General features: G+C 58.8%; 19 protein-coding genes and 1 riboswitch. Of the genes, 4 read left to right on the forward strand and 15 right to left on the reverse strand.

Annotated elements, in window-relative coordinates; genetic code table 11:
* The coding region (locus KEHDKFFH_RS20355; RefSeq protein ID WP_241956433.1) for a transposase at positions 1 to 295 on the forward strand (295 nt) is incomplete at its 5' end.
* A gap of 2 nt (positions 296 to 297) precedes the next feature.
* Here the strand turns inward: KEHDKFFH_RS20355 and KEHDKFFH_RS04650 are convergent.
* The 7 genes from KEHDKFFH_RS04650 to KEHDKFFH_RS04680 form a co-directional block, all read right to left on the reverse strand.
* Positions 298 to 453, reverse strand: coding sequence for a type II toxin-antitoxin system RelE/ParE family toxin (locus KEHDKFFH_RS04650; RefSeq protein WP_198412745.1), 156 nt, complete (start codon positions 451 to 453; stop codon positions 298 to 300).
* A gap of 114 nt (positions 454 to 567) precedes the next feature.
* A complete protein-coding gene (locus KEHDKFFH_RS04655; protein ID WP_104320837.1) occupies positions 568 to 840 on the reverse strand; it encodes an antitoxin in 273 nt (90 codons plus the stop codon).
* Positions 837 to 1115, reverse strand: a complete 279-nt coding sequence (locus KEHDKFFH_RS04660; protein WP_104320838.1) for a BrnT family toxin — start codon at positions 1113 to 1115, stop codon at positions 837 to 839. Before KEHDKFFH_RS04660 ends, KEHDKFFH_RS04655 begins: the two co-directional genes overlap by 4 nt.
* A 226-nt stretch (positions 1116 to 1341) precedes the next feature.
* A complete protein-coding gene (locus KEHDKFFH_RS04665; protein WP_104320839.1) occupies positions 1342 to 2106 on the reverse strand; it encodes an ABC transporter ATP-binding protein in 765 nt (254 codons plus the stop codon).
* A complete protein-coding gene (locus KEHDKFFH_RS04670) occupies positions 2106 to 3080 on the reverse strand; it encodes a FecCD family ABC transporter permease (protein WP_104320840.1) in 975 nt (324 codons plus the stop codon). Before KEHDKFFH_RS04670 ends, KEHDKFFH_RS04665 begins: the two co-directional genes overlap by 1 nt.
* Positions 3067 to 3951, reverse strand: a complete 885-nt coding sequence (locus KEHDKFFH_RS04675; protein ID WP_104320841.1) for a cobalamin-binding protein — start codon at positions 3949 to 3951, stop codon at positions 3067 to 3069. Before KEHDKFFH_RS04675 ends, KEHDKFFH_RS04670 begins: the two co-directional genes overlap by 14 nt.
* 30 nt (positions 3952 to 3981) lie before the next feature.
* Positions 3982 to 5820 carry a TonB-dependent receptor plug domain-containing protein gene (locus tag KEHDKFFH_RS04680; RefSeq protein ID WP_104320842.1) on the reverse strand — a complete coding sequence of 613 codons (1839 nt, stop codon included), beginning with the start codon at positions 5818 to 5820 and terminating at the stop codon, positions 3982 to 3984.
* Positions 5821 to 5955: 135 nt separating this feature from the next.
* Positions 5956 to 6178: riboswitch (cobalamin riboswitch) on the reverse strand.
* Between the two features lie 122 nt (positions 6179 to 6300).
* Here KEHDKFFH_RS04680 and KEHDKFFH_RS04685 point away from each other — a divergent pair.
* Both KEHDKFFH_RS04685 and KEHDKFFH_RS04690 read left to right on the forward strand, forming a co-directional pair.
* Entirely contained in the window at positions 6301 to 8175 is a 1875-nt protein-coding gene (locus KEHDKFFH_RS04685; protein WP_104320843.1) for a putative nucleotidyltransferase substrate binding domain-containing protein, read from the forward strand.
* Positions 8168 to 8896: a 3'-5' exonuclease gene (locus KEHDKFFH_RS04690; protein ID WP_104320844.1), complete on the forward strand. Its 729-nt coding sequence runs from the start codon at positions 8168 to 8170 to the stop codon at positions 8894 to 8896. The genes KEHDKFFH_RS04685 and KEHDKFFH_RS04690 overlap by 8 nt, the downstream gene beginning before the upstream one ends.
* Before the next feature lie 67 nt (positions 8897 to 8963).
* Here KEHDKFFH_RS04690 and msrB read toward each other — a convergent pair whose 3' ends face one another.
* The 3 genes from msrB to KEHDKFFH_RS04705 form a co-directional block, all read right to left on the reverse strand.
* Complete coding sequence (msrB, locus tag KEHDKFFH_RS04695) at positions 8964 to 10196, reverse strand: peptide-methionine (R)-S-oxide reductase MsrB (protein ID WP_104320845.1); 1233 nt, start codon at positions 10194 to 10196, stop codon at positions 8964 to 8966.
* Positions 10197 to 10275: 79 nt separating this feature from the next.
* Positions 10276 to 11775 (reverse strand): sensor histidine kinase, encoded by a 1500-nt coding sequence (locus tag KEHDKFFH_RS04700; protein WP_104320846.1) that lies wholly within the window; start codon positions 11773 to 11775, stop codon positions 10276 to 10278.
* A 2-nt stretch (positions 11776 to 11777) separates the two neighbouring features.
* The gene (locus KEHDKFFH_RS04705) at positions 11778 to 12479 is read right to left on the reverse strand and encodes a response regulator transcription factor (RefSeq protein WP_104321088.1); all 702 of its coding nucleotides are present in this window, start codon (positions 12477 to 12479) and stop codon (positions 11778 to 11780) included.
* Between the two features lie 160 nt (positions 12480 to 12639).
* On the opposite strand from KEHDKFFH_RS04705, the gene KEHDKFFH_RS04710 reads away from it, so the two are divergent.
* A complete protein-coding gene (locus KEHDKFFH_RS04710; RefSeq protein ID WP_104320847.1) occupies positions 12640 to 13221 on the forward strand; it encodes a QsdR family transcriptional regulator in 582 nt (193 codons plus the stop codon).
* 312 nt (positions 13222 to 13533) lie between these two features.
* Here KEHDKFFH_RS04710 and KEHDKFFH_RS04715 read toward each other — a convergent pair whose 3' ends face one another.
* From KEHDKFFH_RS04715 to KEHDKFFH_RS04735, 5 genes are all read right to left on the reverse strand, one after another.
* Positions 13534 to 14949 carry an aldehyde dehydrogenase family protein gene (locus KEHDKFFH_RS04715; protein ID WP_104321089.1) on the reverse strand — a complete coding sequence of 472 codons (1416 nt, stop codon included), beginning with the start codon at positions 14947 to 14949 and terminating at the stop codon, positions 13534 to 13536.
* A 10-nt stretch (positions 14950 to 14959) separates the two neighbouring features.
* Positions 14960 to 16066, reverse strand: a complete 1107-nt coding sequence (locus KEHDKFFH_RS04720; RefSeq protein WP_104320848.1) for a zinc-binding dehydrogenase — start codon at positions 16064 to 16066, stop codon at positions 14960 to 14962.
* A gap of 104 nt (positions 16067 to 16170) precedes the next feature.
* Complete coding sequence (locus KEHDKFFH_RS04725) at positions 16171 to 17355, reverse strand: acetyl-CoA C-acyltransferase (protein WP_104320849.1); 1185 nt, start codon at positions 17353 to 17355, stop codon at positions 16171 to 16173.
* 248 nt (positions 17356 to 17603) lie between these two features.
* A complete protein-coding gene (locus KEHDKFFH_RS04730; RefSeq protein ID WP_104320850.1) occupies positions 17604 to 19697 on the reverse strand; it encodes a 3-hydroxyacyl-CoA dehydrogenase NAD-binding domain-containing protein in 2094 nt (697 codons plus the stop codon).
* A gap of 309 nt (positions 19698 to 20006) precedes the next feature.
* Positions 20007 to 20831, reverse strand: coding sequence for an IclR family transcriptional regulator (locus KEHDKFFH_RS04735; protein WP_104320851.1), 825 nt, complete (start codon positions 20829 to 20831; stop codon positions 20007 to 20009).
* Positions 20832 to 20979 lie beyond the last annotated feature (148 nt).

The following is a 20979-nucleotide window of genomic DNA, read 5'->3' on the forward strand; positions in this document are numbered from 1 at the left end:
GCTCTACAAACGACGGCAGGAAACCGTGGAGCGATCGTTCGCCGATGCCAAGCAGTTACATGGTCATCGTTACGCTCGCTTGCGAGGGCTCTCGAAGGTGCGTGAGCAATGCCTGTTGGCCGCCGCAGCCCAGAATATGAAGAAGATCGCGCAGATCCTGGCGCGTCTTTTAGGGCTCAAATCCCTTGGGATACCTGGCTTGCAGCGCCAAATTCAGAAATGGGCCCGGAAACTGGCTTATCTGGCGTATTGGCAATCCGATCGGGAATACTGGTCTCAATCCACCGTCAACTGAATTTAAAGCGCCCAAATACAACAAACCCCGGAAAAACCGGGGTTCGTCAGCAATCTGAGCTGCATACGCAGCTTTTTGGCGTGGTCGGGTTGAATGCCAGACGTGTGGCCGGTCGAGTAAAACCGCCTCAGTCCTTTGTGACGGAATGATTTAATCATGAGGGAATAATAGCATGTTGCGCACCACGCAACAATAGAGCTTAACGCCCGCCCCACCGGTGACAGAACCGCAGCGAACAGGAGGTTTCGGCATCCGGCGCATGGCCTGGTTAGCTATCGATCCTCGTGCAAGCGACCTTCCACATATTTATGAAGGATACTGGCAACAAGTGTTTGGTAGGGGATTCCTTCTGCCAGGGCTTTCTTCTGGAGCCCCCTAAGATCCTTGGAGGATAGTCTGATGTTAATACGGGCATCTTTCTTAAACATAGCCTCGGCGTACTGTTGATGCCTCGCTTTCCTGTCTTCACTGTCTGGCGCCCGCTGCAGCTCTCCTGCATCGAATGCATCCAGGATTTCCTGCTCTTCTTTATCCAGCCTACTCATTTTGGACCTCCCAAATAGGTTTTGGTCGCTTTCCGGCTCGGGATGATCGTTTTCAGAAAAACCTCATCCTCTGACTCCACAAAGGGCACCAAATACGCATACCCCTCAATCTCAATCACATGAATTTGTTGCCCCGGATATCGCTCCTGATCTGGATGCTCGAACGTATCCAAGATGCCTCCAACCGAGATATGCAAAACCACATCCTCGAAAGAGACGTTCCGTTCTGCTTGGAGAAGCTTGTTCTTCTCTGGGTTCCATGTGATAGGTTTCATGGGTCAAAGCTTAGCACATTGTGTGCTTTTTGTACTCAACAGCTAATTCAACGACAAATGACATCTATCCCAACTTCACCTTTCCACCACTCGGCGCATTAGATTTCGACGCTGCATCAAATAATTACCAGCCTTAAACCGTAGCCGGGCCGGGGATGGGCGTCAATTTTCGTCCGGCCGCCTGCTCGTTTATTCCCAGGCTCTTTGTGGTCCGTGATTTTGGCCTTTAGCCCGGCACAAACACCGGAAAACCATCCAGTTCAGCAGATAGCAAACGCTGGCCAAACAGGCTCTCAAGCGCCGAGGTAACGAGCATGTCGCGGGCCGGGCCCCAGCAGGCCTGGCCGTCGGGGTACAGGAGGAGGATCTGGTCGCACCATCGGGCGGCCAGATTGAGGTCGTGGAGGCACATGAAGACAGCCCGATCGCAGGCTGCCTGCTGGCGCAGCAGCTTCATAACGGCGGTCTGGTGCTGTAAATCCAGGTGATTGGTGGGTTCGTCCAGGAGCCAGATTTCCGGGCTTTGGGTCATCAGGGTGGCAATGGCTACCCGCTGGCGTTCGCCGCCGGATAGGGTGTTCACCAGGCGATCTTTCAGGTGGATCACGTCCAGGGCTTCAAGGGCCCGTTCTGCAATCGCCAGATCCTCACCACTCTCCATCTGCCAGGGTGACAGCCAGGGGTGGCGACCGATCAGGGCGGTTTCCAATGCCGTTGCCGGGAATCCATCCTGCCGGTCCTGAAATACCAGGCCCATCCGTTGCGAGACGGTCTTGCGGCGGATGTTGCCCAGCGGCGTGCCGTCGAGCAATAGTTGTCCGCTTCGGGGCTCCCGCAATCCTGCCAGGGTATGAAGCAAGGTGGTTTTGCCCACGCCGTTGGGGCCCAGCACGCCCCAGACCTGTCCCGGTTCGATGGCCAGATTCAGGGGAACAACTGAGGCGCGCCCCGGAATGTCGATGATCAGCGCTTCGGTGGTCAGGCGTGTCATCATCGGCTCCTATACAGCAGATACAGGAAGGTCGGGACGCCGATCAGCGCGGTGATCACTCCAACCGGCAACTGTTCCGGTGCGATGACCACCCGCGCCAGGGTGTCTGCCAGCACCAGCAGCGTGCCGCCAGCCAGTGCGCAAGCCGGCAGAATCAGCCGCTGGTCGTTGCCCAGCACCAGCCGCAACATGTGCGGCACTACCAGACCAACAAAGCCTACCGAACCGGCCATGGTGACGGCGGTTGCGGTCAGCAGGCTGGCCATCAGGTAGATCGACCATTCCAATGGCCGCACCGAAACACCCAGGGCGGCTGCCTGCAGGGAACCCCGGGCCAATACGTTCAGGGCCCGGCCCAGCGGAAACACCATCAGGCATACCAGCAACAAAATGATCAGTCCCGGCCACGGCGTGGCTGCGTGGGAAAGATCGCCCATCAGCCAGTACAGCATGCCCGGCAATCGGCTGGCCGGGGTCATCGAGAGGATCAGGGTAATGATGGCGCCCCAGCCGGCGGCGACCACCACACCGGTGAGCAACAGCCGCGAAGGTGTCCAGCTGCCGCTGCCGTGGGCCAGACCAAACACCAGCAGGGTGGCCAGCATGGCGCCAGCAAACGCGGAGCCGGATACGAGAAAACCGGCAGCGCCGGCCAGCATGGCCAGTAACGCACCCACTGCCGCGCCACCGGAGAGCCCCAACACGTAGGGATCGGCCAAGGGGTTTCGCAACAACACCTGCATCAAAGCCCCGGCCACGGCCAGCAAACCGCCGGTTGCAAAAGCGCTCAGGGTGCGGGGCAGCCGGAGCTCCAGAATCAGCGTTTGCTGTAACTCGGTGCCGCTGCCGGTTATCACCCGCAGCGTGTCTTCAAAGCCGATGGCCGTGCTGCCGATGCTGACGGAGATCAGGGCCGCCAGAAACCCTGCCAGCAGCAGAATAAGGAGTGGTTTGTAAGGGCTAGAGATTGGCACGTGCCTGCTCCAGGGTCTGGCACAGGTGCCTGGCGCCGTCTGCCATCCGCAGCGTAGGCCGCGCCAGCAGGTCCGGCGGTTCGAGGAAGAGGTTGCCGGCGGCTACCGCTGCCAGGCCCGGAAACTCGCGCCAGGCTTCCAGCCACTGCCTGTCATCCGCCGACCCGGCGGTAATAATGGCTTCGGGGTTGGCTTCCAGAACCGCCTCCCGGCTTATCCGGGGCACCAGCCGTGGCAGCTCGCCGAACACATTAACGCCGCCGCACAGGGTGATGGCCTTGCTGATCAGCTCGTCCCGGTTCACGGTCATCAGTGGCTGGTCCCATATCTGGTAGAACACCTTAACCGGTCTGGCATCGGCATACTGCGCTTGCAGCGTGGCCATTTCTGCACGAAACGCTTCGGCCCGCTCATAGCCAAGCTCCGGTGAACCCGTCAGCAACGCCAGATCCGATACCGCCGCGGCAATATAGCCAAACGTCCGCGGAGCAAGCCAGAAAACAGGAATGCCAAGGCCGGACAGCCGTTCCAGTTGGCTGCGGGAATTGCCATCCACCCAGGCCACCACCAGCTCCGGTGCCAGCGAAACAATGGCTTCCAGATCCAGGCGATTGCTGTCGCCCACCTGCGGCAAATCCGCCGCTTCTGGGGGATGGTCACTCCAGGCGCTCACCGCAACCACCCTGGCACCGGCGCCTGCAGAGAACAACAGCTCGGTGGCACCCGGTGACAGGGAGACAACCCGTTGAGCGGGTTGGGCCAGGCATACACGCTGGTTCAGCGCATCGCTTACACAGGGCCCCTCCGCCTGTGCCAACAAGGGCGCAAGCAGAGACAGCACACATAATGCAGCCAGCCCGGGGTGTCTCATAGAGGGCGGAAGCCTCTCGGAACGGTGAATTTACTGCTGGAAATCATAGCGCACCGAGGCCATGAAGGTTCGGCCGGCGGCCAGATAGTCGAAAGGCGCGAAGGTCGCACTGTCATATCCGATGCTGGTGGCATAGCGACGGTCCAATACGTTATCGACCTTGAACGAGGCCGACCAGCCAGGCTGGAAGTTCCAGGCTGCCCTCAAGTCCACAGTACCGTAGCCTGGCAGCAGGCTGGTATTGGCTGCATCGTTATAGCGGTCACTCTCGGCGATAAAGCTGGCTCCCACAGACCACTGAGAAAACAGGCGATCAATATCCAAACGCACATTCTTTTCCGCGCGACGCGGTAGCCGTGCGCCGGTATCGCGGTTCTCGGTATCCGCGTAGGTTAGTGCTGCCGCCAGATTCCAGTCCGCAGTCTCGATACCCGAAGAAACCTCAACGCCACGGATTCTGGCCGTTTCGACATTTTCCATGGTGCCCTCAAACGTCACGGGGTCAGAGACGTAGGTAATCAGGTCTTTCACATCGTTCTGGTAGATCGCAATGTCCCAGAACCAGCGATCGTAACGTCCGGAGAAGCCCGCCTCGACCATCTGCCCCTCTTCCGCATCAAGGTCGGGATTACCGGTGTAGAAGGGCACCGTCAGGTAGAGGTCATTAAAGGTTGGTGCCCGGAATGACGTTGCATAGCTGAGGCGAAAACGATGGGCACGATCCAGCTGGTGACCTAAGGCCACACCGCCAGTCTCCTCTTTGCCGTATGCCTCGTTGTCATCAAGACGCAGACTGAGCATCAGATCGGTGGCATCAAAGTTCAGACGGCCCTGGCCAAAGACCGCGCTGTTGGTCCGGCTGTCTTCGGTGAAATTGCTGGTGCCGTCCACTTCGTCAATCATGACTTCCGTGCCCAGAACCAGCTCATGAACACCGGCCGTCAGGGTGTTTTCCCAGCGCGCTGAGCGAGACAGTGTGTCGAAAGTGCTGGGATTGGCTCCGAAGGTATCCTGTTCGTCTCGGGCTTCCGAGAACTGGATCCGTGTGCGCCAGTAGTCACTGGCAACCGCTTCCAGATGTAAGCCCATGGCACGGATCAGGAAATCGGTATCGCCGCCTTCAAACTCGGTGTTACCTTCAGACTGGAACACGGTTAGCCCTGCGCCGCCACCCTGGTCAAAACTGTGGCTCAGCTTGGCCAGGCCGCCGGTGTTCCGAAAGCCCTTGTCTTCACCGCCATCTCTCAGATTGGTGCCATCGGTGTCCGAATAGACGCCACTGGCCAGGAACGAGGAACGGCCTTCCCGGCCAGCCAATCCAGCGGTAACCTCACGGGTTTTATGGGAGCCTGCTGTTAGCTCGCCCCAACCCTGGCGCCCGGCCTCAGGTTCCAGGGTGAACGCCTGGATGACACCGCCCACCGCATCGGCACCGTAGAGGGAGCTCTTCGCGCCCCGCACCAGCTCAACCCGTTCCATCAATTCCGGAGGCAAAAACTGCCAGGGCGGGATGCCCGCAGAGGCAGAGCGCAGTCGGATACCATCAAGAAGCAGCACGGTACCTGAGCTCCCCGCGCCCCGCAGGAATACGCTGGTGGTCTTGCCGTAACTGCCGTCCGACACCACGTTGATCCCCGGCTGGGCGCGCAGCAGATCGCGGAATTCCGCAGGCTTTTGCCGAACAATATCTTCCTTCTCGATGACCGTAACCGAAGACAGACTCTCCCCAACGGTCTTCGGCCCCAACGTCGCGGTAACCACGATGGGATCCAGGGCATCGGATTCTGGGGCAGACTGGGCCGAAACGGCCAGAGGCAGGGCGGCCATTGCAACACCGGCCAGTAAAACAGGGCTTTGAATTCTGAACATGAAACTTGCTCCGCACTCCGCGCGCACCCGCACGGGAATCTGGGTTTTGTTGCGGAACAGGGAATGGGGGCAGGCGGTAGACTGGCGTCAGGAATGCGGAACCGGCATATCACCCACCCAGGTTGCCCACCGCAACATCGGGTGTTTTTCCAGGCCGGTCTCCGGGCTGGCAGGCGGAACTCTGGGTTCCCGGGCAATCACCTTCCCATGTCTTGGCGACACAGTGGCGCACAGATTGCCGTTGTCCTGCTTACCGTTGCGGGGGCAGCATCGGACTTGCACTGGCGTTACCAGGCTCACCGATTTCCCGTTTCACCCGTCGCGCTTTGCGACGGGCACCTGAAAAAAGTGTGGCAAGGCTAGCAACACCGGGGTAAGCGGTCAATGAAATCCATCAAAGGTCGACATGGCCGCAGGCCTCTGCCACTGCTATATTCCATGGCTGACAAACACTTTTTCTTCGCCACAACAGGGAGTTTTATGCAGGCCGAGCTGGTCGACATCCGCAATCACATGGCCCAATATCCGCCGTTTGACGAGATGCCCGAGCAACTGCTCGACAGAGTGGTTGGCGACATAGAGGTTGTGTACTTCAAGGCCGGCAGCCAGATCCTGGAATTGGGCGACCCGAGCAGCTGGCTGTTTTACGTACGCAGTGGCGCCGTCGAAATCTATCGCAGAACCGGAGAACTCTATAACCGGATCAGTGAGGGCGAGGTCTTTGGCCAGTTTGGCCTTCTGATGAACAGGAAAGTGCGTTTCCCCGCCAGAGCCCTGGAAGACTCCCTGCTATACAAGATCCCCTACGAAACCTTCCAGTACCTCTGGGAGAACGACGACAACTTCGCCGATTTCGTCGAGATTGAAGACCGCAGCCGCCTGCGCTCAGCGGTTTCCCGCCGGGAGAAATCCAACGAGTTGATGACCTCCAAGGTCACGCGGCTGATATCCCGGGAACCGATTATGGCGCCCTGCACTGTCCGGCTTCAGGAAGCCGCCCGGATCATGACTGAAAACGGCGTTTCCGCGCTGCTATTGATGGATGAGGAAGGTGAGAAGCCTCGGCTCAAGGGCATCATCACCGACCGCGACCTGCGTACCCGGGCCCTCAGCGAAGCGCTGGCCTCGGAAACCCCCATCAGCGAGATCATGTCTGAAGACCTGATCACCATCCGCTCGAACATGTTCATATTCGAAGCCATGCTCACCATGCTGCACAACAACGTGCACCATCTTCCGGTGATGGACGGAGACGAGGTTCGTGGCGTGATTGCGCTGTCTGACATCGTGAAATACGAGAGCCAGAGCAGCCTGTACCTGGTCAGTAATATCTATCACCAGCAGGATGTAAAAGGCCTGAAGAAAATCAGCCTGGATGTGCGCGACAGCTTCGTGCGTATGGTGAACGAGGACGCCAACTCCCACATGATCGGCAGCGCCATGGCCGGCATCGGGCGCAGCTTTACCCAGCGCCTGCTGGAACTGGGCGAAGAGAAATTTGGACCACCGCCGGTGCCCTACTGCTTCATGGCCCTTGGCTCCATGGCCCGGGACGAGCAGCTGGTAGTCACCGACCAGGACAACGCCATGATCCTGGACGATAGCTTTGTGCCGGAGGCCCACGACGAGTACTTCCGGGCGCTGGCGAAGTTCGTCAGCGATGGACTGGCCGAGTGTGGCTACTCCTATTGCACCGGCGACATCATGGCCACAAACCAGAAATGGCGGCAGCCTCTGAGCGTCTGGAAGGGCTATTTCACCGACTGGATCGAGAATCCAAAAGCCGAGGCCCTGCTCAACAGCAACATTTTCTTTGACCTGGATGGCATCTACGGCGAGACCGAATTCGCCGAGCAACTGAAGGCCCTGGTGGCCGAAAAAGCCAGCAACAGCCAGCGGTTCCTTGCCATGATGGCTCGCAACGCCCTGAACCGAACGCCGCCGATTGGCTTCTTCCGCACCTTCGTGCTGGAAGAAGACGGCAAGCAGCAGAAGACCTTCAACCTGAAACGCCGTGGAACGGCGCCCCTGTCTGATCTGATCCGGATCCACGCCCTGGCCTGCAAATCCCGCGCACAGAATTCCTTTGAACGCCTCAAGGCCATTGGCAACACCAAACTCCTGATGGAAGACGATCTTGGCAACCTCAGGGACGCACTCGAGTTCATTTCCATTGTCCGGATCCGGCATCAGGCCCTGGCGATAGAAGCCGGGCGCGAGCCAGACAACAATGTTCGCCCGGAAGACCTTTCACCCTTCGAGCGAAGCCATCTCAAGGATGCGTTCCAGGTGGTCAACAATGCCCAGAAATTCCTGAGATTCCGGTACAACGCCCAGGTGGCCCGTAATGTCTGATGCCTCTTCTGGCGAGCCGTCCGTTCACAGCCTGCCGTGGCCAGAGCAATACCAAGCCCTGGCCCAACAGAGCAAATCACCGATCCTGAAAGCGTTTTATGAGAGCGGCTGTCCCGCACCCGATACGCCCATTTCAGAGGTCCGGATGCTGGCCATCGATTTCGAGACCACCGGGCTCGATGCCAGCCAGCACTCCATTGTCAGCATTGGTCTGGTGCCCTTTACTATGGACGGTATCCAGCTGTCCCAGGCAAAACACTGGGTGGTGCGTCCGAAACTGCCCTTGCACCAGACCTCAGTGACCATCCATGGCATTACCCACAGCGACATCGACGAGGCGCCGGATCTGGAAGAGATTCTGGGGGAGTTGTTCAGCTACCTGAATGGCCGCATCCCGGTGGTTCATTACCGGAACATCGAGCGACCGTTCCTGGATGTGGCCCTGCGCTGGCGACTGGGCGAGGGCATACGGTTTCCGGTTCTTGATACCATGGCCATCGAAGCTCACCTGCATCCGGATCGCAACCCTTCCCGGTGGCAACGACTGATGGGCAAGAAGCCGGTATCGATCCGGTTGGCCGACAGCCGGCTGCGTTATGGGCTGCCCCATTATGCCGCCCATAACGCCCTGATTGATGCCATTGCCACGGCGGAGTTGTTGCAGGCGCAGGTGCTGCACCACTTCAGCCGGGAGACGCGGGTGGCGGATCTTTGGCTATGATGCGGGTGTCGGATTACGCTGCGCTAATCCGACCTACTCGTTAATCCGATGTGCGCTGGTAAGACAGTCACTGGCTGGCCATGTCGGTTTCCGGTTTGACGTCGTCCATCCACTTGCCATAGCCGGCCTGTTCCATGTCCTCCAGGGGGATAAAGTCCATCGCCGCGGAGTTCATGCAGTAGCGCAACCCGGTCGGCGCGGGGCCATCGTTAAAGACATGGCCCAGGTGGGAATCCGCGTGAGTGCTGCGAATTTCCGTACGGGTCATGAAGAACGACTTGTCCTCGCGTTCCACCACGGCCTCTGGCGTGATGGGCCGGGTAAAGCTCGGCCAGCCGGTACCGGATTTGTACTTGTCACGGGATGAGAACAGCGGCTCGCCCGAGACAATATCCACGTAAAGCCCTGGTTTCTTGTTGTCCCAGTATTTGTTGTTGAACGCCGGCTCGGTGCCATCTTCCTGAGTGACCTCGTACTGCATATCGGTCAGGCGCTGCTTCAGGACATCCTTGGCCGGCTTTTCAAAGCTTACCGGATCAAAGCCACTGCCCATCTGGCCGGGCTCTGTGCTGACGCTTTCATCGCCCACCAGATCGTCACTGGCGTCCACAGTGGCATTCTCCTGGAAGCGGGTGTAATCGAGCTCGTAATCCTCGCCATACACCTTCTCGATAAACTGATAGCGGCCAGAGTTGAAGGTGTAGAAGTTGTAGCGCACCGGATTCTTGTCGTAGTAGTCCTGGTGATATTCCTCGGCCGGGTAGAATTTCTTGAATGGCACGATTTCGATCACCACAGGTTTCTGGTAAACGCCGGAAGCCTCCAACTCTGCAACGGCCGCTTCGGCCAGGCGCTTCTGCTCAGGGTTATGGTAGAAAATAGCCGGTCGATACTGCTGGCCACGGTCCACAAACTGACCCTGATTGTCGGTCGGGTCCATCATCCGCCAGAGCGCCTGCAGCAGGCCCTCGTAGGTCATTTCGCTGGGATCGTAATAGACCTGTACCGCTTCGGTATGGCCAGTCTGCCCCGAGGCAACCTGCTTATAGGAAGGGCTTGCCTCTTCCCCACCGGAATAGCCCGAGACGACTTCCACCACGCCCGGCACCCGCTTCTCGTACCCGGCCTCGACACACCAGAAACAACCGCCAGCAAAGGTTGCCACAGCCAGACCCGGCTGATCCGGTGCGTATTTGCTCATCTGCGACTCCGACTTTTCGGCAACCGCGTAGGTGGTGAACAGACCAGCTACAGAGACAAGTGCCACAGCGGAAAACAAACCCAAAATCTTGCGTTTCATCAGACTTCTCCTTCACGTGATTCCATACCTACAGCGTAGGGTCGTGGATTCACGAAAATGTTCACCAGGTATTACGAATTCATAACGCTGTGGATTTTTCTCCGCCCGGCGCGGAACTGTCACCGACCAGAGGCAGCCAGACGCTGAAAACGGCGCCACCAGCATTGCGGACAGAGAGTCTCCCCTGCTGCAGTGACACCATCCTCTGGGCAATGGCGAGCCCAAGCCCGGCATGGCCTGTCCTCGAAGCGCCTGCGGCCTGGTAAAAGGGTTCGAAGACGTGTTCCAGGTCCGCCTCATCAATGCCGGGGCCAGCATCCGCGACGGTAATCTCCGCACCGCCGTCCCGTTCGGCAACGCTCAGTGTGATCTCCGTGTCCTGTGGCGAATGGCTGATGGCATTGCTGATCAGGTTATCCAATACCCGCTCGGTCATGGCGATGTCCGCCAGCACCCTGACCGACGCCACGGAGACAATCGACAGGGCTACGCCTGCACGCTCTGCTTCGGGATGGTGTTTCTGCACCACATCATGCAGGAGTTCGGCAACCACAAACGGTTCCGTCTTCGGCTGCTTCTCGCGGGCATCCAGTGCCGCAAGCTCAAACAGTTCTTCTACCAGCCGACCCAGCCGGTGGCTTTCAGCCAGGGCCACATCCAGGAAGCGCGCCCGCTCCTCGGGACCAAGCGTGTCCTGTTTCAGGCGCAAGGCTTCAATGTAACCCTGGATGGATGCCAGTGGCGTTCTCAGGTCATGGGAGACCTGGGCAACCAGTTGCCGGCGCTGGGCATCCTTGTGCTTCAGCAGATCCAGTTGGGCGACAATCCGCTGTGCCATCTGATCAAACCGGGCGGCCAGGTAATCAATGTCATCACCCTTGCCGGCCACCGCCGCCATGCTCTCCGGTGTCATTCCGCGCTCGAAGGATTCCACCCGCTCGGTCAGCCGCGACAGCCGGCGCGTCAGCAGCCGGAAGAACACCAGGCCGGCCAGCAAACCGACAAACAGGCTCACGGCGAGCGCGCCTGCACCCATCTGCAGGAGGCGGTTGCTGTGCACCATACTCTCTGCCAGATCGTATTCCTCGCCCCGCAGAACAACGTACAGGTAACCCGTTGGATCATCTGCTGATGGCACCGGCGTTACCGAGAAAACTTTTCTCCGGTCATGGCTGCGCGGGTCATCGCCGGGCAGTGGATAGGCTTCAGGGGTTTCCAGCAGTGTTCTGATGGGAGCCAGGGACACCCGATTGCGCTTGATCTTGTTCGGGTCCGCCGAGTAGGAAAGGATGTTGCCGTCGGTATCCAGAAGATAGATCTCGATGCTGGGATTGATGGTCATGTACAGCTCAAACAGCTGCTTCAGGGCGTCGCGGTTGAGTTCGCCATCAGTTACCAGGTTTCGGTCAGACACCAGATTGCGGGCAAGATCCCGGTTCAGTTGCTGGTTAACCGCGGCCGAGTATTCCCGCACCGAAGACAGACTCAGAAAAGTGAAGAGCCCTCCCACCACGAGCAGCAACAGGAACAGACCAATGGCCAGCCGGGCATAGAGGGTTCGGAATACAGACAGGGCCATGATCAATCCATAAACCGATAGCCAACACCCCAGACTGTCTGGACGTATCGGGGCTCGGCGGGGTCGGCTTCAATCTTGTTACGCAGGCGGTTGATGTGGGTGTTCACGGTGTGCTCATAACCCTCATGGTTGTAGCCCCAGACCGCATCAAGCAACTGCGCCCGGCTGAACACCCGGCCCCGATGGGAGGCAAAGTGCCAGAGCAGGTCAAACTCACGGGCGGTCAGATCCACTTCCCGGTCGTTCACAAATACCCGCCGGCGAACCGGATCAATTTTCAGACCGTCCACCTGAATCTCTTCCACGTCCTTGCTTGCAGACGAGCCCTGAGAGAGGGCGTCGACCCGGCGAAAAAGAGCTTTGATGCGGGCCGCCAGTTCCGCCACGCTGAACGGTTTTGTCAGGTAGTCATCCGCTCCCATCTCCAGGCCCAGAACCCGGTCCAGCTCCGTGCTCTTCGCCGTCAGCATCAGAACGGGCACATAACCAGGGCAGGATCGTATCTCGCGGCACACCGCCAGACCATCCAGGCCGGGCAGCATCAGATCCAGAATTACCAGATCGATGCCACCCTCACGGAACCGTTCCAGACCGGTATCACCCCGATCCACCAGAACGGCCCTCATGCCCAGATCCGACACCTGCATACGCACCAGCTCACCGATGCCCGGGTTGTCTTCGATAATCAGTACCGTTCGCGTCATGGTCTCGTGGCTCATTGCCTTCGCCGGTGGCTTTCGTTGCTTTCAGAGCAGAGTGTAGGCGGAAAAGTTCACAAAACCATCACAGGCCCTGGACACCGCGCGCATAGCCGGCTCCGGGTTTAGCCGTTAAAATGAATCCAAATTCCGGCACGAGGTTTCAGTGGCAGACAAGACCGTAACCAGGGCAACACCCGCCGACGCGTTCAAGCGGGCACGTCGCATGTGGCTCAAGGGTGAACGCATTCACCTGGCGCCGCTGGCTGATGAGCTTGGAATTGGCCGGGCTACGCTGTTTCGCTGGGTCGGCAATAAGGATCTGCTGATCGGCGAGATTCTCTGGTCCCTGTACGAACCCCTGTGGCGACAGGCCATGGCCGAAACCCCCGGCGTGGGCGTGGACTACATCGTCGGCGTATACCGCCGCACCAATTCCGCCATCCTGCACTTCGAGCCGCTACGGCGCTTCATCAACCAGGACCCGGAATACGCCCTGAAGATCCTCACCTCGTCCCAATCGATCCTGCATACCCGCACGGTCGAGACCAACACCCGCATGCTGAAAGACCAGGTAGCGGCCGGGCACATCAAGCCGCCGATGAACATCTTTAGTTTGTCTTACTTCATGATTCGACTGGCAGAGTCCTGCCTGTATAGCGACATCATTGCCGGGCGGGAGCCAAGGGAGGCGGAGTTGGAGGATGCCTGTACGGCGGTTCGGATTCTGCTTGGGGGGAAGGCCTGAGGCTTATAGGCTTTGGTGGCTGGCCCCGAGGCGGGGTGTCTTTTCTTCTGGGAAAAACACCCCACCCCGTGGCCGATCTATCTTTGGCAGATCTGTCGGATTACGGCTTCGCCTAATCCGACCTACATTCTGAACCTTACAGTAGGTCGGGTTAGGCCGAGCCGTAACCCGACACCAATCCGATCCACATTCCGAACCTTACAGTAGGTCGGGTTAGGCAAAGCCGTAACCCGACACTAATCCGACCCACATTCCGAACCTTACCGTAGGTCGGGTTAGGCAAAGCCGTAACCCGACACCGAGCTCCAGCCCTTACAACTGAAGCGACCGGATTTCCAGAAACTCCTCCAGTCCCCACTTGCCGAATTCGCGGCCAATACCAGAGTGGCCAAATCCGCCGAACGGCGCCATGGGGTTGAACGCGCCACCGTTCACGAATACCTGGCCGGTGCGCAGCTTGCCGGCAATTTTCTTGGCCTTGGCATCATCACCTGACCAGACCGCGCCGGAAAGCCCGTACTGGGTACCGTTGGCGATTTTCACCGCCTCGGCTTCGTCGTTGTAGGGAATCACGCATAGCACCGGCCCGAAGATCTCCTCCTGGGCGATGCGGCTATCCGGCTTGACGTTGCCGAAGACTGTGGCCTTGACGAAGTAACCCTTGTCACAACCCTCGGGCGCCTCAGGGCCACCGGCAACCAGCTTGGCACCTTCCTCGATACCGAGCTTGATGTAGTCGATCACCTTGTCACGCTGCTGGGCTGAGGACAGCGGGCCCAATCGTGTGGTTTCTTCCAGCGGGTTACCCGGAGTCATTTTCGCCACGGCCGCGGCGGCCAGCTCGCAGGCTTCATCGTGCTTGTCGGCCGGAACCAGCATGCGGGTGAGTGCGGTACAAGTCTGGCCGGAGTTCAGCAGGCAGTTGTTGATCGTGCCTTTCACGGCAGCCGCCAGGTCGGCATCCGGGAGGATCACCGAGGCGGATTTGCCACCCATCTCCAGGGCGATTCGTTTGAAATCGTCGGCAGCAGCGTGGGCAATCAGATTGCCGGTACGGGTAGAACCGGTGAAAGACACCATGCGCACATCCGGATGCTTGATCAGGGTGTCACCCACGGTGTGGCCATAGCCGCACACCATGTTGAACACACCCTTGGGCAGGTCGGTACCGTCCAGGATCTCGGCAAGAATGAACGCCGTCTGGGGAGCAATCTCCGAGGGCTTCAGTACCACGGTGCAACCGGCCGCAATCGCCGGAACGATTTTCAGGATCACCTGATGCAGCGGGTAGTTCCAGGGGGTAATGCAGCCAACCACACCCACCGGGGCGTATTGCACCTCGGAGTTTCCGGATTGCTCGGTAAACTCGAAGTCCGGCAACAGTTTCAGGTAGCTCTTGGTCACCGCAGCCGGCATACCGGCCTGGATCGGCGTGGCAAGTTTGATGGGCATGCCCACTTCGCGGCAGACGGTTTCGGCAATTTCCGGCGCACGTTCTTTCAGGCCTGCGTGAAGCTGTTCCAGAACCTTGATTCGCTCTTCCAGGGTACTTTCCGACCAGCTTTCAAACGCCGCATCGGCGGCGGCAATGGCCTGTTCCATTTCATCCGCGCCGGCGGCGGGCACGCGGGCAATCACATCACCAGTGCCAGCTTCGTGAATGTCGATCATGTCACCGGCCCAGCTAACCCATTGGCCGTTGATGTAGTTCCTGTTCAGTTCGTTCATGCTCTTCACCTCAATCAAATACAATTACGCCCCGGGCATTCTTGCCCGCCACCATATCGTCGAACGCCTGCGCGGCATCTTCTATGGGGTAGGTCCGGGTAACCAGTTCGTCCAGCTTGAGTTTACCAGCCTTGTAAAGACCCAGGATTCTGGGGAAATCGTGCTGCGGCCTTGCCGAGCCCAGCCAGCTGCCTTTCAGGGTGCGCTCATCCGCTGGCAAAGTCAGGGTGGTCAGCGTGGTCTTGTCTTTCGGATCGGCCACACCCACCACGACAGCGGTACCACCACGGCCGAGACTCTTGTAGGCCTGTTCGACCACCGGCCCGGCGCCTACGCATTCGAAGGCGTAGTCGACACCGCCGGTCAGTTTCTTTACCGCCTTGGCCGCATCATCCACGTCGTTGATATTGATGGTATGAGTGGCGCCAAATTCTTTTGCCATCTCCAGCTTTTTGGGGTTGCTGTCCACCGCCACGATCATCTCTGCGCCAGCGGTGACACAGCCCTGGACGGCATTGAGACCAACGCCGCCGATACCGAACACGGCGGCGCGGGAGCCGGGTTCAAGCTTTGCGGTGTTGAAGACAGCACCAACACCAGTCATTACGGCACAGCCGACCAGGGCGGCGTTCTGCATGGGCACCGTTTCATCCACTTTGACGCAATTATCCACGTGCATGGTGGCGAACTCGGCCATCACCCCACAGGCGCCGAAGACGTTCAGGGGCTCGCCGTCTGCACCTTTGGTTCTGACCGTGCCATCCGGCAGGTTGAACATGGCCTTGCGGGCGTTCTCGCACAGCACCGGGCGGCCACGGACACACTGGCTGCATTTGCCGCACATGGAGATAAACGTGCTCACCACATGGTCGCCTTCCTTGAAGGCAGTCACGCCCTCACCGACTTCGACAACCACTCCGGCGGCTTCATGCCCTAATATCAGGGGAGGCGGATAGGGAATCTTGCCCGTGGTGGCGGACAGATCGCTGTGGCAAACGCCGCAGGCCGCGATCTTGATGGTGATTTCATCCCGCTTGGGGCCTTCCACCGTGATGGTTTCCACCTGAACGGGCTGTCCCCATTCCCGGCAGACGACTGCTTTGGCTTGTCTGTCCATGCTGATCCCCTTTTGGTGAACAAGGGGTCAGAAGAAAGCCTTCATCTAACCCCGGTAATCTGATGAAGAAGGGGGCAGAAGAACGCGTTCTTCTGACCCCAATTTCACAATACTTCGAACAAGCCAGCAGCACCCTGGCCGCCGCCTATGCACATGGTGACCACCACGTATTTCGCCCCACGGCGCTTGCCTTCGATGAGGGCGTGGCCTGTCTGGCGGGAGCCGGTAACACCAAAGGGGTGGCCGATGGAAATAGAGCCACCGTTAACATTCAGCTTCTCCATAGGAATGCCAAGACGGTCACGGCAGTAAATCACCTGGGACGCAAAGGCTTCATTCAGCTCCCAAAGATCAATATCGTCCATGGTCAGGCCCGCACGCTCCAGCAGACGCGGGATCGCATACACGGGGCCGATGCCCATCTCATCCGGCTCGCATCCGGCAACAGCGAAGCCCCGGAAAATGCCCATGGGTTCGATGTTGTGCTTCTCGGCGTAGGTGCTGTTCATCACCGTACACACGGAGGCGCCGTCCGACAGCTGGCTGGCATTGCCGGCTGTGATGAACTGCTCCGGGCCACGCACGGGCTCGAGACCTGCAAGGCCCTCAAGGGTGGTGTTCGGGCGATTGCATTCGTCACTGGTCAGGGTCACCTGTTTTTCACTGACCTCGCCGGTTTCCTTGTCCTTGACCAACATGGTGGCATCGAAAGGCACGATTTCATCGTCAAACTTGCCGGCCTGCTGGGCCGCCGCCGTGCGCTGCTGGGAAATCAGCGAATATTCATCCTGGGCTTCACGGCTGACGTTATAGCGCTTGGCCACGATATCTGCCGTCTCGATCATCGAAAGGTAGAGCTCGGGCTTGTTCTTCATCAGCCACTCGTTAGTGGCATGAAAGCTGTTGATCTTGTCGTTCTGCACCAGGGAAATGGACTCAACGCCCCCGGCCACCATGGCCGGCACCTTCTCGGACACAACCCGCTGGGCAGCCAGGGCAATGGACTGCAGACCCGAGCTGCAGAACCGGTTGATAGAGAACCCGGCGGTAGTCACGGGCAGACCGGCACGAATAGCCGCCAGACGGGCAATATTCCGGCCCTGGGCGCCTTCCTGGAAAGCCGCGCCCATAATCACATCTTCGACAATAGCGGGATCAATACCGGCACGATCAACGGCGTGTTTGATCACATGCCCCGCCAGATCGACACTGTGGGTGTTATTCAAAGAGCCCCGGTAGGATTTACCCAGAGCAGTACGGGCGGTGGAAACGATGACTGCATCAGACATAACAATGCCCTCAATTTTCGAAACATGTAGGTCGGATTAGGCGAAGCCGTAATCCGACATCGATTTGATCGTTTACCTATGGTTGTCGGATTACGGCTTCGCCTAATCCGACCTACAGGTCCAAAGTACTAACTGAACCGGTCGTGGGGCGGGGTGTCTTTTCCGCCGGGAAAAGATGTCTGAGCGAAGCGAGTTGCTTTTCCCAGAGGAAAAGACACCCCGCCCCGCGACCAGCCCCAAGCTATAATTTAAAGATCGCCGAATTTCTTGCCTTCACTGACCAGCTTCTCAAGCAAAGCCGCCGGCTCCCACTGCTCACCACCAACGGTATCCTGGTACTTCTTCACCGCAGAAAGAATCGTATCCAGACCTTCCTGATCGGCCCAGAACATGGGGCCACCGCGATAGGCCGGGAAGCCGTAGCCGTAGATCCAGACAATGTCGATATCCAGCGGGCGATCGGCGATGCCTTCCGCGAGGATCTTCGCACCCTCGTTGATCATCACATACACGCAGCGCTCGAGGATTTCCTGGTCGGTTATCTCCCGGGGCGTGATTCCCTGCTCCTTGCGGAACTGCTCGATCAGCTGTTCCACCTCCGGATCCGGAATCGGCTTGCGGCTGCCTTCCTCATACTTGTATACACCGGCCTGGGTCTTCTGGCCAAGGCGACCCTGCTCCGCGAGTTTGTCCATCCAGCTGGCCGGGATATCCTCGCCAGCCTTGCGTCGCTCTTCGCGAATCCGGTAACCCACATCAATACCGGCCAGATCAGACATCGCGAACTGACCCATGGGGAAGCCGAGATCGGTCAGCACCTTGTCGACCTGCTGCGGGGTAGCGCCCTCATCCACCAGTGACATGGCTTCGGTGCCGCGCTTGTGGAGCATCCGGTTGCCGACAAAGCCATAGCAGTTGCCCACCATGACACCGACTTTCTTGATCTTCTTGGCGACTGCCATCACCGTGGCTTTGACCTCGTCGGAGGTCTTGCTGCCGCGCACGTTCTCCAGCAGCTTCATCACGTTAGCCGGGCTGAAGAAGTGCATACCCACCACGTCTTCCGGGCGCTTGGTGGCAGACGCAATCTCGTCGATATCGAGGGTTGAGGTATTGGACGCCAGAATCGCGCCCGGCTTGCAGACCTCGTCAAGCTTGGCAAAGATTTCCTTCTTGATGGCCATGTTCTCGAATACCGCCTCGATCACCAGGTCAACGTCCCGGAAATCGTCGTAGGTCAGGCTCGGGGTGATCAGTGCCATCCGCTGCTCCACCTGCTCCTGGGTCAGTTTGCCCTTCTTGGCGGAGTTCTCATAGTTGCGACGAATGATGGCCAGGCCCTTGTCCAGAGCGTCCTGTTTTACTTCGACGATGGTGACCGGAATGCCCACATTGACGAAGTTCATGGCAATACCGCCACCCATGGTGCCGGCGCCGATAATGCCAACGCTCTTCACGTCACGAACCGGCGTATCCTTGGGCAGACCCTTGACCTTGGAGACCTCACGCTCGCCAAAGAACGAATGGATCAGGCCAGCGCGCTGGGGTGATTCCATGCATTCCATGAACAGTTCCCGCTCGCGCTTCATACCCTCGTCAAACGGCAGATTGAAGGCCGCTTCCACGGCATCGACACACTTGAACGGGGAGAACAGACCCCGGGCCCGCTTCTTCAGCTCGGCACGGAACTGGTCAAAGACATCGCTGCCCTTGTCCGCCTCGATTTTGTCGGTGATATCGCAAACACGACGCACCGGCTTGCCTTCGTCGACCACTTTCTGCGCATAGGCCATGCCCACTGCGCGGATATCGTCGCCTTCTTCCACGGCATCAAGAATGCCCAGGGCCAGGGCATCGTTGGCGCCGACAAACTCACCGGTGGTGATCATTTCCAGCGCCTTTTGGGCGCCGGTCAGGCGCGGAAGCCGCTGTGTGCCGCCAGCACCGGGCAGAAGGCCCAGCTTTACTTCCGGCAGACCCACCTTGGCGCTGCTGACCGCAACCCGGTAGTGACAGCTCAGCGCGGTTTCCAGACCACCACCCAGGGCGGTGCCATGGATCGCGGCAACCAGCGGCTTGTCGCTGTTTTCAAAGGTATTCACGAGTGTCGGCAGTGTGGGTTCCTGCATGGGTTTGCCGAACTCACGGATGTCGGCACCGGCAATAAAGGTGCGTCCTTCGCAAACCAGCAGCAGCACCTTGGCCTCTGTATCTTTCTGGCCCTGCTCCAGGGCTGCGAGCAGACCGGAGCGAACAGCCTGGCCGAGGGCGTTTACCGGCGGGTAATTCACGGTAATCACGCCGATGTTGCCTTCCCGGTTATAGCTAACGACCTCAGACATAATTTCTCCTCGCACTCTTTCTGAAATATGGTTTTAACTAGCGAAACATGCGTACGATTTAATACAAGTTCCGTGACGGTTTCAACCACCCATTAAACTACAGGTATAAAAAAACCGCAGAGTTTCTTCTGCGGTTTCTCTAATTCAGGGCTCGTCTGTAAGGGGCTCCCCATAACTTATGGGAGCTGTCGGGCAGGGCATTCCGAAACCTTGCGGAGCCAGGGATGGCGGAGCAGAGCGTACATGGACGTATTCACAGCGTGTTTCGGAATGCCCTGTCCGACAGCTCTTCCCCCAAGGTTGCGAAAATCAGACTCCCAATGATTCTATATCGCCTGCCAGCATGGCCAGCTGGTGGGCAATGGAACCCCGAAGCTTTTCAGCCGGCACCAGGTAGGACGGCGCGGCACAGGTCAGGGCCATGATGGTGCCGTCCTGCAGGTGGATGGGCACGCCGGCGGAGTTGATGTTGCGGTCCCACTCTCCGATGGACAGGCAGAAGCCGTGTTCATTGTAATCCTTCATGGCCTGGTCGAGGCCGGCCTTTTTCTCTGGCCAGTCGTCACCGTATTTGGCGGCCATGGCGTCGTCGATCACCAGGCGGGCCTTGTCACTGACGGCGCAGTAGTAGGCGCGGCCGGCGGAGGTGCTGGCCATGGGCAGTTTCAGGCCGATGTCCATGCGCAACAGGGACGCTTCCGGTGGCAGACGGTTTTCCACGTAGATCATGTGCAGCCGGTCCCGACAGGTGAGGCCAACCGACATGTTGGTCTGGCGGGCGAACTCGTCCATGTAGGGCTTGGCCAGCTGGCGCACCTTGAGGTTGGACACGTAGGCATAACCGAGTGCCAGTACTCCGGAACTGAGCTGATACTTCTCCAGCTGGGTGTTGTAGCTGAGGTAACCCAATTTGGTGAGGGTGTAGGTCATCCGCGACACGGTCGGCTTGGGCAACCCGGTGATGCGGGCGATGTCCTGGTTCCCCAGGATGACAGGACCCTGGCTGAAGGCGCGGAGCACGTCGAGGCCGCGGGACAGGGCCTCGACAAACTTGCGGTCTTTTTCCGGCTTCACGGGCTCACCGTCAGTGGATGCCACTTTCAGTTCGGGTGAGATCTGCTTTTTTCCTGCCATAATGGGACGTCCTCCAACCGCGTCGCCCGCTCCGGTGCCCGGTGTATTAATTTGGTGAATAACTAAAGATGCGCCATTTTAATCGCTGCAGAAATCAAGTACCAGAAAGTCTTTTCAAAATCCGTACCAAATATGAAACACTTATCAG

It is taken from the genome of Marinobacter maroccanus (genome assembly GCF_002933275.1).
GTDB lineage: Bacteria > Pseudomonadota > Gammaproteobacteria > Pseudomonadales > Oleiphilaceae > Marinobacter > Marinobacter maroccanus.